The sequence below is a fragment of the Streptomyces lacrimifluminis genome (genome assembly GCF_014646095.1).
Taxonomy (GTDB): domain Bacteria; phylum Actinomycetota; class Actinomycetes; order Streptomycetales; family Streptomycetaceae; genus Streptomyces; species Streptomyces lacrimifluminis.
The window spans coordinates 141,573-153,549 of the sequence record NZ_BMMU01000020.1; the positions used below are offsets into that span (position 1 = coordinate 141,573).

Annotated in this window: 11 protein-coding genes; 5 read left to right on the top strand and 6 right to left on the bottom strand. The window is 69.0% G+C overall.

Annotated features, from left to right (window positions below; translation table 11 throughout):
- Positions 1–2 precede the first annotated feature (2 nt).
- Positions 3–1,535 (bottom strand): S8 family peptidase, encoded by a 1,533-nt coding sequence (locus tag IEY89_RS26920; protein ID WP_189150085.1) that lies wholly within the window; start codon positions 1,533–1,535, stop codon positions 3–5.
- A gap of 458 nt (positions 1,536–1,993) precedes the next feature.
- Between IEY89_RS26920 and IEY89_RS26925 the strand changes: the two genes are divergently transcribed.
- The 3 genes from IEY89_RS26925 to moaA all read left to right on the top strand — a co-directional run bounded on the left by IEY89_RS26925 (position 1,994) and on the right by moaA (position 5,137).
- Positions 1,994–2,350 carry a DUF485 domain-containing protein gene (locus IEY89_RS26925; protein WP_189150086.1) on the top strand — a complete coding sequence of 119 codons (357 nt, stop codon included), beginning with the start codon at positions 1,994–1,996 and terminating at the stop codon, positions 2,348–2,350.
- A complete protein-coding gene (locus IEY89_RS26930) occupies positions 2,347–3,972 on the top strand; it encodes a monocarboxylic acid transporter (protein ID WP_189150087.1) in 1,626 nt (541 codons plus the stop codon). The genes IEY89_RS26925 and IEY89_RS26930 overlap by 4 nt, the downstream gene beginning before the upstream one ends.
- A gap of 175 nt (positions 3,973–4,147) precedes the next feature.
- A complete protein-coding gene (gene moaA, locus IEY89_RS26935) occupies positions 4,148–5,137 on the top strand; it encodes a GTP 3',8-cyclase MoaA (protein WP_189150088.1) in 990 nt (329 codons plus the stop codon).
- Positions 5,138–5,224: 87 nt separating this feature from the next.
- On the opposite strand, the gene IEY89_RS26940 is transcribed toward moaA, so the two are convergent.
- Together IEY89_RS26940 and IEY89_RS26945 are read right to left on the bottom strand one after the other, a co-directional pair.
- The gene (locus IEY89_RS26940; protein ID WP_189150089.1) at positions 5,225–5,452 is read right to left on the bottom strand and encodes a hypothetical protein; all 228 of its coding nucleotides are present in this window, start codon (positions 5,450–5,452) and stop codon (positions 5,225–5,227) included.
- Between the two features lie 215 nt (positions 5,453–5,667).
- Positions 5,668–6,060, bottom strand: coding sequence for a DUF3099 domain-containing protein (locus IEY89_RS26945; RefSeq protein ID WP_189150090.1), 393 nt, complete (start codon positions 6,058–6,060; stop codon positions 5,668–5,670).
- A 247-nt stretch (positions 6,061–6,307) separates the two neighbouring features.
- Here IEY89_RS26945 and IEY89_RS26950 point away from each other — a divergent pair, with 247 nt between their 5' ends.
- A complete protein-coding gene (locus tag IEY89_RS26950) occupies positions 6,308–6,583 on the top strand; it encodes a GlsB/YeaQ/YmgE family stress response membrane protein (RefSeq protein WP_189150091.1) in 276 nt (91 codons plus the stop codon).
- Positions 6,584–6,662: 79 nt separating this feature from the next.
- Here IEY89_RS26950 and tyrS read toward each other — a convergent pair whose 3' ends face one another.
- The 3 genes from tyrS to IEY89_RS26965 form a co-directional block, all read right to left on the bottom strand.
- Positions 6,663–7,928 carry a tyrosine--tRNA ligase gene (gene tyrS / locus IEY89_RS26955; RefSeq protein WP_189150092.1) on the bottom strand — a complete coding sequence of 422 codons (1,266 nt, stop codon included), beginning with the start codon at positions 7,926–7,928 and terminating at the stop codon, positions 6,663–6,665.
- A gap of 69 nt (positions 7,929–7,997) precedes the next feature.
- Positions 7,998–9,392, bottom strand: a complete 1,395-nt coding sequence (locus tag IEY89_RS26960; protein ID WP_189150093.1) for a metallopeptidase TldD-related protein — start codon at positions 9,390–9,392, stop codon at positions 7,998–8,000.
- Positions 9,389–10,912 (bottom strand): TldD/PmbA family protein, encoded by a 1,524-nt coding sequence (locus IEY89_RS26965; protein ID WP_189150094.1) that lies wholly within the window; start codon positions 10,910–10,912, stop codon positions 9,389–9,391. The genes IEY89_RS26960 and IEY89_RS26965 overlap by 4 nt, the downstream gene beginning before the upstream one ends.
- A gap of 357 nt (positions 10,913–11,269) precedes the next feature.
- Between IEY89_RS26965 and fabG the strand changes: the two genes are divergently transcribed.
- Positions 11,270–11,974: a 3-oxoacyl-[acyl-carrier-protein] reductase gene (fabG, locus tag IEY89_RS26970; RefSeq protein ID WP_189150095.1), complete on the top strand. Its 705-nt coding sequence runs from the start codon at positions 11,270–11,272 to the stop codon at positions 11,972–11,974.
- Positions 11,975–11,977: the final 3 nt, after the last annotated feature.

An 11,977-nucleotide genomic window follows, 5' to 3' on the forward strand; every position in this document is an offset into this window, starting at 1 on the left:
GGTCACTTGACCGCGCGCAGCGCGTCGACGATCCCGAACCCGAAGAATCCGTTGACCCGCTTGCCGCCCTCGCACACCGCGTCCTGCGTGCCGTCACCGTCCTGGTCGTACGACGTGGGACAGCCCGGGTTGTTCGCCTGGGCCTTGAGCAGCGTCTGGAGCTGCGCCGGGGTCGCCCACGGGTGCTTCGACTTCAGCAGCGCGGCTACGCCCGCGGCGTGCGGCGAGGCCATCGAGGTGCCCTGCAGGAAGCCGTACTCACCGTTCGGCATGGTGGACAGGATGCGGCCGTTCTTCGACGGCGTGTCCGGTATCTGGTACTTGCGGTCACCGCCGGGGGCCGCGATGTCGATGACGCCGTTGCCATAGGTGGAGTAGTACGACTTGACGTTGTCCACACCCGTGGCGCTCACGGTGACGACACCCGGGAGCTGGGTCGGTACGTCGAAGCACTTGTGCGGGTCGATCGTGCGGGTGACCGGGGTCGAGTCGTCCGGGCTGGTGTCGTCGACGATCGCGTCGGAGTCCAGGTCGTGGGCGGAGTTGCCCGCCGACGCCAGGTTGAGGGTGCCCTTCTTCTGCGCGTACAGCTGCGCCCTGTTGACCGCGTCCACGATGGCCCGCTGGTCGGGGTCGTCCACGCAGTTGTACAGCCAGGGATCGACGTAGTAGCTGTTGTTCGTGATCTCGACGCCGTGGTCGGCGGCGAACACGAAGGCGCACACCACGCTCTCCGGGTAGAAGAGCCCGTTGTTCGGGTCGCTCACCTTGATGCCGGAGACCTTCACGCCGGGCGCGACACCGGCCACGCCGATGCCGTTGCGGGCGGCGGCGATCTCACCGGCCACATGGGTGCCGTGATAGTCCTCGGCGGTGTACGGACGCCACGCACCCGCACTGGTGTCCGCGACGCCGCCGACGCAGTTCGCCGACTGGTTCGCGGAGAAGTTCGGCGCGAGGTCGGGGTGGGTGTCGTCGACGCCGGTGTCGATCACGGCGACGGTGACCTTGCGGCTGCCCGGGTTGATCTTCGCGGCCTTGTCGGCGCCGATCGACCGCAGGTCCCACTGGTCGGCCTCAAGGGGCTCGCTCTCGGGGGTCTTGGCCGACACGGCCGCGACCTTGGCTGCCTCGGCGGCCGTCAGATAGTCCGCCGCACCCTCGTCGGTCGTCCCGGCGGAGACCAGCGGCGTGGTCCGCGTGGCACCCGCGGACCTCACGCCGCGCACCGCGCGGATCTCCGCCCCGAAGGAGGGGTTCGCGGAGTGGACGACGATCACACCGATCTTCTTGTACGTGACCACGACGGTGCCGCCGGCCTTGGAGATCGCCTTCGTCACCGCCCCGATCGTGTGACGGTCGGTGCTCTTGGTGTTGACGACATACGCCAGGTTCGGACCGTCCACCGCCTGTGCGGCGGAGGCGGCCGGCGCGGCGGCGGACGCGGCCACGGGCAGGAAGCCGAGGGAGGCGGTCAGGGACAGCACGACCGGCACCGCGAGAGCGAGCCGGCGTCTGGAGCGCAGATGAGCCATGGGTTCTCCACATCATCCGGAAACGGGACTCGCCCGGACAAGGATGGTTGCCGGGCAAGCGCGTAGCAGGGACGGACAACAGTTACGTACGCGCGAAAAGGCGGGCACGGGCGCGCGGCCCGCACCTCCGTATTGCAGGTACATGACGGGTGGTACAGGGCGAAGCTATCCCGCATCGCCGCTGGCCAGCAATGACTTCCGGAGACCAGTTCGGAAAGAAGTACGGCGAGTTGAACCGGTCCTCGCGTGGCGCCGTGACCTTGGACAAGGAGCGCGAGGACCATCGGGCCCCTGTCGGATCACGCGTGGGGGCCCTACCATCGCGAGCCGACCCCCTGTGATCCAGATCACCGCGAGGTCAGAGAAGAGTCATGCCCGTACCAAGCCCCACCCCGTCCCCCAACGACCACGCACCCCCGTCCACCGCCGTGACCGCACCCGCAACGCGAGGAGACTCCGTGGCTACCGACGCACCGCCCCCCTCGAAGACAGAACGTCACTTCCCCTCCACGGAGGAGTTCGTCGAGGTGCAGCAGAGCGCCGAGTTCGGTGAACTGCGCCGCGCCCACCGCTCCTTCGCCTTCCCGCTGACCGTCGGCTTCATCGCCTGGTACCTGCTGTACGTCCTGTTGTCGAACTACGCGGGCGGCTTCATGGGCACCAAGCTCGTCGGCCACATCAACGTCGCCTTCGCCCTCGGCATCGCCCAGTTCGTCACCACGTTCCTCATCGCCTGGTGGTACGCGCGGTACTCCGCCGCGAAGCTCGACCCCAAGGGTGAGGCGATCAAGTCCCGGATGGAGGGCGGCGCATGAGTCCCGTACAGCAGAGTGTTCTCGCCGCAGGCGAGGCCGGCGAGCACCGGCCACTGATCATCTCCCTGTTCGCGGTGTTCGTCGTCGCGACCCTCGGCATCACCGTCTGGGCGGGCCGCCAGACCAAGAGCGCCGCCGACTTCTACGCCGGCGGGCGCCAGTTCAGCGCCTTCCAGAACGGCCTCGCGGTCTCCGGCGACTACATGTCCGCCGCGTCCTTCCTCGGCATCGCGGGTGCGATCGCCCTCTTCGGGTACGACGGCTTCCTGTACTCCATCGGCTTCCTCGTCGCCTGGCTCGTCGCCCTGCTCCTGGTGGCCGAACCGCTGCGCAACTCGGGCCGCTACACCATGGGTGACGTCCTCGCGTACCGCATGCGCCAGCGCCCGGTCCGCACGGCCGCCGGCACGTCGACGATCGTCGTCTCGATCTTCTACCTGCTGGCCCAGATGGCCGGCGCGGGCGTCCTCGTCTCGCTCCTCCTCGGCATCACCTCCGACGCGGGCAAGGTCGCCATCGTCGCCCTCGTCGGCATCCTGATGATCGTGTACGTCTCCATCGGCGGTATGAAGGGCACCACCTGGGTCCAGATGGTCAAGGCCGTGCTGCTCATCAGCGGCACGATCCTCATTACGTTCCTGGTGCTGCTGAAGTTCAACTTCAACATCTCCGACCTGCTCGGTACCGCCGCCGAACGCAGCGGCAAGGGCGACGCGTTCCTGGAGCCGGGCCTCCAGTACGGCGCCACCGGCACCTCCAAGCTGGACTTCATCTCCCTGGGCATCGCCCTGGTCCTCGGCACCGCCGGTCTGCCGCACATCCTGATCCGCTTCTACACGGTGCCCACGGCCCAGGCCGCCCGGAAGTCCGTGATCTGGGCGATCGGCATCATCGGCGGCTTCTACCTGATGACGATCGCGCTCGGCTTCGGCGCCGCCGCGCTGATCGACCAGAAAGAGATCACCGACTCCAACCCGTCGGGCAACACTGCGGCGCCACTGCTCGCCCTGCACATCGGCGGTGTCGACTCCGCCTGGGGCGCTGTGCTGCTCGCGACGATCTCGGCGGTCGCCTTCGCGACGATCCTCGCCGTCGTCGCCGGTCTCACGCTGGCCTCGTCGTCGTCCTTCGCGCACGACATCTACGCCAACGTCATCCGCAAGGGGCAGGCCACCGACAAGGAGGAGATGAAGGCGGCCCGCTGGGCCACCGTCTTCATCGGCATCGTCTCCATCGCCCTGGGTGCCCTCGCCCGCGACCTCAACGTGGCCGGTCTGGTCGCGCTGGCGTTCGCGGTCGCCGCGTCCGCCAACCTGCCCACGATCCTCTACAGCCTGTTCTGGAAGAGGTTCACCACCCAGGGCGCCCTGTGGTCGATCTACGGCGGTCTGATCGTGGCGGTCGGCCTGGTGCTGTTCTCGCCGGTGGTCTCCGGCGACCCGAAGGCGATGTTCCCGGGCGTCGACTTCCACTGGTTCCCGCTGAAGAACCCCGGGATCATCTCGATCCCGTTCGGCTTCCTCATGGGCTGGCTCGGCACGGTCCTCTCCAAGGAGGAGCCCGACACCGGCAAGTACGCGGAGCTGGAGGTGCGGTCCCTCACGGGGACCGGAGCGCACTAGGCGCTCGTTCGCCGGTTCGCCGGCAAGGCATCGCGCGGGGCCGCCGTAGGGACCTACGGTGGCCCCGCGCCGCATCCTGTGCCATCGGGCCGGTCTCGTTGTCGGTGGCGTCACGTAGGCTCGCAGGTGTAGGAGAAACTCCTGCCCGCGATCCGCTACGAGGGAGGGGGCCCACGTGCTCATCGACACCTACGGCCGAGTCGCCACCGATCTGCGCGTCTCCCTGACCGACCGCTGCAACCTGCGGTGCACGTACTGCATGCCCGAGGAGGGCCTGCAGTGGCTGGCCAAGCCGGACCTGCTCACGGACGACGAGATCGTCCGCCTCATAGACATCGCCGTCCGCATCCTGGGCATCGAGGAGGTCCGCTTCACCGGCGGCGAGCCGCTGCTGCGCCCGGGCCTGGTCGGCATCGTGGAGCGGGTCGCCGCCCTGGCCCCCCGTCCCCAGATGTCCCTGACCACGAACGGCATCGGTCTGGGCTGTACGGCGACCGCCCTGAAGGCGGCGGGCCTGGACCGCGTCAACGTCTCCCTGGACACCCTGCGCCCGGACGTCTTCAAGACCCTCACCCGCCGCGACCGCCACAAGGACGTCATCGCGGGCCTGGAAGCCGCCCGCGCGGCCGGTCTGACCCCGGTCAAGGTCAACGCGGTGCTGATGCCGGGATTCAACGAGGACGAGGCCCCGGACCTCCTCGCCTGGGCGGTCGAGCACGACTACGAGCTGCGCTTCATCGAGCAGATGCCGCTGGACGCCCAGCACGGCTGGAAGCGCGAGGGCATGGTCACCGCCGGCGACATCCTCGCCTCCCTCCGCACCCGCTTCGACCTGACGGAGGAGGCCGCCGACGAACGCGGTTCGGCCCCCGCCGAGCGCTGGCTGGTCGACGGCGGCCCGCACCGCGTCGGCGTCATCGCCTCCGTCACCCGCCCGTTCTGCGCCGCCTGCGACCGCACCCGCCTCACGGCCGACGGACAGATCCGCACCTGCCTCTTCGCCCGCGAGGAGACGGACCTGCGAGCGGCCCTCCGCTCCGACGCCTCCGACGACGAGATAGCCCGAATCTGGCGCGAGGCGATGTGGGGCAAGAAGGCGGGAGCGGGCCTCGACGACCCGTCCTTCGTCCAGCCGGACAGACCGATGTCGGCGATCGGGGGCTAGTCGTACAGGGGCGCGGGGCTGTGACATTTGTGGCTTCGCCGCGTGGGCGCGACAAGCCACATACGGCCTGCAGGCGACGATGCTTGCTCAGCCACCCGGAGGGGAGTCCCACTCCTCCAGCCTCACTACGTCCTTGAGGAACCCCCGCACCCCCAGAAACTGCGACAGATGCTCGCGATGCTCCTCGCACGCCAGCCAGGTCTTCCGCCGCTCGGGCGTGTGCAGCTTCGGGTTGTTCCAGGCGAGTACCCACTGCGCGTCCGCCCGGCATGCCTTGGCGGAACAGATGGGGGAATCAGGGTCGGAGCCGATCATCTGCTGACCTTAACCCGGCGGAAACAGGGCTCAAAAAGGCGACGCCGAGCAGCCACGGGGGGAGCTGCCCGGCGTCGGTCTGTCGCTCCGACGGGGGATGCGGAGCGCGTACGAAGTATGTCATGGGTAACCGTCCGACCGGCACCTGAACTTCATGATTGATCTGAGCTTTTCTTGAGCTTGGCGACGCCGTTCCGACTGACTTCCGGTCAGGATCACTCGTGCCGATTACCCCGCATACCGGCCCCCTGATCGCCCCCGGCGTCTTCCGCTGCGGATTCCGCGAAACCCTCCTCCGGCCGCGGCGGCGTGATCATCGGCCGCACCGGAACCGTCACGAACGTCGACGGGAGGCCAGGCGCGTTCTCGCGGCCCGCGTTGGCGATCACCACGGAGATGTAGGGCAGGACCATGCCGAGGACCAATGCCACGAACGCTACGTGCCGTTCGACGTTCCAGAGCACCGCCGCGAGGACCACGGCCACCGTGCGCACGGACATGGAGATGACGTACCGGCGCTGTCTGGCCCGGACATCGTCCGCGAGCCCCTGCCGGGCCCCGGTGATCCGGAAGACCTGGGTGTCGCCGCTGTTGCTCCGCTTCCGCATCACGTTCCACCATCCACCCGAATCGGCCACGCCCCGGCCCGTACCCCGCGCCGAACCCGGTCGGAAAACCAGGGACGGACAGGCTTCCACGGTACGCCGCGCCTGCGTCGCCTACGAGACCGGGGCACCTTCCGGCGGGGCGACCCTGCTGCGCCGTACCGCGTACCGACGTCCCCGACATGCGCCGTAGCGCGAACGGGCCGACACTGGGCGTAATGATCACGTAGAGCCGTACGAGGAGGCATCCATGGGCTGGTTGTGGGCGATCATCGTGGGATTCGTGCTGGGTCTGCTGGCCAAGGCGATCATTCCGGGCAAGCAGCACAGCCCGCTCTGGCTGACGACCATCTTCGGCATCCTCGGTGCCGTCATCGGCAACGCGATCGCACGAGGTCTCGGCATCGACGAGACGAGCGGCATCGACTGGGGCCGGCACGCGCTCCAGCTCGCGGCGGCCGTCGTGATCGTGTTCCTGGGGGACATGGCGTACTCGATGATGCGCGGCAAGAGACAGCGGGCCTAGCGCCTGTCGAACGTGTGAAGGGGGCGGCCCGATCAACAGGGCCGCCCCCTTCACACGTACTCGGACACCTGCGGTCCGGTCAGCCGGTGACCTCCACCGCCGCCAGGTTCTTCTTGCCCCGGCGCAGGACCAGCCACCGCCCGTGCAGCAGGTCGTCCTTCGCGGGAACCGCGTCCTCGGCGGTGACCTTCGCGTTGTTCACGTACGCGCCGCCCTCCTTCACCGTGCGCCGCGCGGCCGACTTGCTGGCCACCAGCCCGACCTCGGCGAACAGGTCGATGACCGGCCCCGCCTCGGCGACCCGGATGTGCGGCACCTCGGAGAGGGCCGCGCTCAGTGTCCGCTCGTCCAGCTCACCCAGCTCGCCCTGGCCGAAGAGGGCCTTCGACGCGGCGATCACGGCGGCCGTCTGCCCGGCGCCGTGCACCAGCGTCGTCAGCTCCTCGGCGAGCGCGCGCTGTGCGGCCCGCGCCTGCGGACGCTCCGCGGTCTGCGCCTCCATCGCCTCCAGCTCCTCCCGGGACCGGAAGGACAGGATGCGCATGTACCCCGAGATGTCCCGGTCGTCCACGTTCAGCCAGAACTGGTAGAACGCGTACGGCGTCGTCATCTCCGGGTCGAGCCAGATGGCGCCGCCCTCGGTCTTGCCGAACTTGGTGCCGTCCGCCTTCGTCATGAGCGGCGTCGCCAGCGCGTGCGCGGAGGCGTCCGGCTCCAGACGGTGGATCAGGTCGAGACCGGCGGTGAGGTTGCCCCACTGGTCGCTGCCGCCCTGCTGGAGCGTGCAGCCGTACCTCCGGTACAGCTCCAGGAAGTCCATGCCCTGGAGGAGCTGGTAGCTGAACTCCGTGTAACTGATGCCCTGGTCGGACTCCAGACGACGGGCGACCGAGTCCTTCGTCAGCATCTTGTTGACGCGGAAGTGCTTGCCGATGTCCCGGAGGAACTCGATGGCGGACAGCCCGGCCGTCCAGTCCAGGTTGTTCACCATCATCGCGGCGTTCTCGCCCTCGAAGGACAGGAACGGCTCGATCTGCGCGCGGAGCCGCGTCACCCAGTGCGCGACCGTCTCCGGGTCGTTCAGCGTGCGCTCCGCGGTGGGACGCGGGTCGCCGATCTGGCCGGTCGCCCCGCCGACCAGGGCCAGCGGACGAAGGCCCGCCTGCTGGAGGCGGCGCATGGTGAGCACCTGCACCAGATGGCCGACGTGCAGACTGGCCGCGGTCGGGTCGAAACCGCAATAGAACGTGACGGGACCGTCCGCGAGCGCCTTGCGCAAAGCGTTTTCGTCAGTGGACAGGGCGAACAGCCCACGCCACTTCAGCTCGTCGACGATGTCCGTCACGGTTCTCGTATCTCCTTGAATGGTCTTCTGCGCAGTTCTACGGCAGCCGAGTGACTACCGGCAACGAGGTTATACGCCCTGACTGACAGAGCTCATATTGAAGTCCGGCACCCGCAGCGCCGGCATCGCGGCCCTGGTGAACCAGTCGCTCCACTCCCTGGGCAGCGTCTTCTCCGTACGCCCCGCCTCGACGGCCCGCCCGAGCAGGTCCACCGACGACTCGTTGAACCGGAAGTTGTTGACCTCCCCGCTGACCTCGCCGTTCTCCACGAGGTACACCCCGTCGCGGGTCAGACCGGTCAGCAGCAGGGTGGCCGGGTCGACCTCGCGGATGTACCAGAGGCAGGTCAGCAGCAGCCCGCGCTCGGTGTTCGCGACCATCTCCTCCAGGGACTTGTCCTCGCCCCCGTCCAGGACGATGTTCCCGATCGCAGGGGACACCGGCAAACCGGTCAGCCCGGCGGTGTGCCGGGAGGTGATCAGCCGGTTCAGTTCGCCCTCGCGGATCCACTCCGTGGCGCTCAGCGGCAACCCGTTGTCGAACACCGACTGGTCGTCGCCGGAGGAGTGGGCCAGCAGGAAGGGGGACGCCTCCAGGCCGGGTTCGTTCGGGTCGCTGCGCAGCGTCAGCGGCAGATCGGTGAGCCTTTCGCCGATACGGGTCCCGCCGCCCGGCCTGGAGAACACCGTGCGCCCCTCGGCGGCGTCCCGCGCGGACGCCGACCACATCTGGTAGATCAGCAGGTCGGCGACCGCGGTCGGCGGCAGCAGCGTCTCGTACCGCCCGGCGGGCAGCCCGATCCGCCGCTCCGCCCAGCCGAGGCGTACGGCGAGTTCGGCGTCGAGGGCGGCAGGGTCGACGTCCTTGAAGTCCCGCGTCGACCGCCCGGCCCACGCCGACCGCGTACGGTCCGGGGACTTGGCGTTCAGCTCCAGCGTCCCGTTGGGCTGGTCGTGACGCAGGCGCAGCCCCGTCGACGTCCCCATGTAGCTCGACACCAGTTCGTGGTTGGCGAAGCCGTACAGCTCCCGCCCACCCGCACGCGCGCGTGCGAACGCCTCGCCGAGCGTCGGCGCGAAGTCGGCGAACACCGCGGACGAGGTCTCCACGGGCGCGTCCGTGAAGTCCGGGGACGCCGGTACACCCGCGACCAGCGGCTGGGCGTCCTCCGCCGATCCGGCGCCGCGCGCGGCGGCCTCGGCGGCCCGTACGAGCGGTTCCAGCTCGTCGGTGGTGACGGCGGCGCGGGAGACGACTCCGGAGGCCGTGCCCTGTGTGCCGCCGACGGTGGCGACAACCGTGAGGGTGCGCCCGCGTGTGACCCCGTTGGTGGTGAGAGCGTTGCCGGCCCAGCGCAGATTGGCGGTCGACTCCTCGTCGGCGATGACGACACACCCGTCGGCCCGGGACAGCTCGAGGGCCCGCTCGACGATTTCGTGCGGCTTGATCAAACGGGCGCTCATCGACCGGCCTCCTGCGTGGTGTTCAGAATGTTGACGCCCTTGAAGAGGGCCGACGGGCATCCGTGGGACACGGCCGCGACCTGTCCCGGCTGGGCCTTGCCGCAGTTGAAGGCACCACCCAGGACGTAGGTCTGCGGGCCGCCGACGGCCGCCATGGAACCCCAGAAGTCGGTGGTCGTCGCCTGGTAGGCGACGTCCCGCAGCTGCCCGGTGATCCGGCCGTTCTCGATCCTGAAGAAGCGCTGCCCGGTGAACTGGAAGTTGTAGCGCTGCATGTCGATGGACCAGGACCGGTCCCCGACGACGTAGATCCCGCGGTCGACGCCGCCGATGAGGTCCTCGGTCGCCAGCCCGCCCGGGTCCGGCTGCAACGACACATTGGCCATGCGCTGTACGGGCACATGCCCCGGCGAGTCGGCGTACGCGCACCCGTTGGACCGCTCGAACCCGGTCAGCTTCGCGATCCGCCGGTCCAGCTGGTACCCCACGAGGGTGCCGTCCTTCACCAGGTCCCACGACTGACCGGCGACGCCCTCGTCGTCGTAGCCGATGGTCGCCAGACCGTGTTCGGCGGTGCGGTCGCCGGTGACGTTCATCAGCTCGGAGCCGTACCTGAGTTTGCCGAGCTGGTCGAAGGTGGCGAAGGACGTCCCCGCGTACGCCGCCTCGTAGCCGAGGGCCCGGTCCAGCTCGGTGGCGTGGCCGATGGACTCGTGGATGGTCAGCCACAGGTTGGACGGGTCGACGACCAGGTCGTACAGCCCCGCCTCGACGCTCGGCGCCCGCATCTTCTCGGCGAGCAGCTCGGGGATCTGCTCCAGCTCGGAATCCCAGTCCCAACCCCTGCCCGTGAGGTACTCCCAGCCGCGCCCGACAGGCGGCGCGATGGTCCGCATCGAGTCGAACTCGCCGCTCGACTCGTCGACGGAGACGGCCGTGAACTGCGGGTGCAGCCGCACCCGCTGCTGGGTGGTGACGGTCCCCGCGGTGTCGGCGTAGAACTTGTTCTCGTGCACCGTGAGCAGCGAGGCGTCGACATGGTTGACACCGTTCGCCGCGAGCAGCCGCGCACTCCACTCGGCCAGCAGGCCCGTCTTCTCCTCGTCGGACACGCCGAACGGGTCGATCTCGTAGGACGAGACCCACGTCTTGTCGGCGTGCACCGGCTCGTCGGCCAGCTCCACGCGCTCGTCCGACCCCGCCGCCTTGATCACCTGGGCGGACAGCTTCGCCATGGCCACGGCCTGCGAGGCGACCTTCGCGGCGGCGTCCATGCTCAGATCCACGCCCGACGCGAAGCCCCAGGTGCCGCCGTGCACCACCCGCACCGCGTACCCCAGGTCCGTGGTGTCCGACGAGCCCGACGGCTTGGCGTCCCGCAGCCGCCAGGACGCGCTGCGCACCCGCTCGAACCGGAAGTCCGCGTGGTCGGCGCCCAGCGCACGCGCGCGTGCCAGGGCGGCGTCGGCGAGGGCCCGCAAGGGCAACGCGAGGAACGACGGATCGATTTCATGGGCCACGAGGGGCCTCCCCTTGTCACCGTTGGCGAGATGAGTATGTCCCGCAGTGAATCATGCAGAACCGACACCCCGGCTTCCACCGGATTCACGCCCCGAAGCGTGCCCCTCCCCCCGCTCCCGACGCCGCCCGGCGAACCCTTCTCGACAGTGCCCCGAAGGTCGTACCGGCCGCTCGCGTGCCCGGTACGACGGACTGATCCAGACGCGCCGACTGTAGGGACCCGACAGGACCAGGGGTGAGCCACTGTCGGTGCCCGATCGTCCGTGGGCGTGGACGGACCGATAGGTTTTCGGAGAAGCAGCCTGTCAACCCGGGTGTTCGGACAGGTCCTGAACCGCTACCGAAAGGGTGATCCGTTGAGCCGCTCGGTTCTCGTCACCGGAGGCAACCGGGGCATCGGCCTCGCCATCGCCCGCGCGTTCGCAGATGCCGGCGACAAGGTCGCCATCACATACCGTTCCGGTGAGCCGCCGGCAGGCTTCCTCGCCGTCAAGTGCGACATCACCGACACCGAGCAGGTGGAGCAGGCCTACAAGGAGATCGAGGCCGAGCACGGCCCGGTCGAGATCCTCGTCGCCAACGCCGGTGTCACCAAGGACCAGCTCCTGATGCGTATGTCCGAGGACGACTTCACGTCCGTCCTCGACACCAACCTCACCGGCACCTTCCGCGTCGTCAAGCGGGCCAACCGCGGCATGCTGCGCGCCAGGAAGGGCCGCGTCGTCCTGATCTCGTCGGTCGTCGGGCTGTACGGCTCGCCCGGGCAGGCCAACTACGCCGCCTCCAAGGCCGGCCTGGTCGGGTTCGCCCGCTCCCTCGCCCGTGAGCTGGGCTCGCGCAACATCACCTTCAACGTGGTCGCGCCCGGCTTCGTCGACACCGACATGACCAAGGTCCTCACCGACGAGCAGCGCGCGGGCATCGTCTCGCAGGTGCCGCTCGGCCGGTACGCGCAGCCGGAGGAGATCGCCGCGACGGTGCGGTTCCTCGCCTCGGACGACGCCTCGTACATCACTGGAGCCGTCATTCCCGTTGACGGCGGACTGGGAATGGGTCACTGATCA

Excerpts from the sequence above, each read along its gene's own strand:
- IEY89_RS26940 (WP_189150089.1), bottom strand. The coding sequence starts at position 5,452 with ATGATCGGCTCCGACCCTGATTCCCCCATCTGTTCCGCCAAGGCATGC.
- IEY89_RS26930 (WP_189150087.1), top strand. The coding sequence starts at position 2,347 with ATGAGTCCCGTACAGCAGAGTGTTCTCGCCGCAGGCGAGGCCGGCGAG.
- IEY89_RS26945 (WP_189150090.1), bottom strand. The coding sequence starts at position 6,060 with ATGCGGAAGCGGAGCAACAGCGGCGACACCCAGGTCTTCCGGATCACC.
- IEY89_RS26920 (WP_189150085.1), bottom strand. The coding sequence starts at position 1,535 with ATGGCTCATCTGCGCTCCAGACGCCGGCTCGCTCTCGCGGTGCCGGTC.
- IEY89_RS26960 (WP_189150093.1), bottom strand. The coding sequence starts at position 9,392 with ATGAGCGCCCGTTTGATCAAGCCGCACGAAATCGTCGAGCGGGCCCTC.
- IEY89_RS26950 (WP_189150091.1), top strand. The coding sequence starts at position 6,308 with ATGGGCTGGTTGTGGGCGATCATCGTGGGATTCGTGCTGGGTCTGCTG.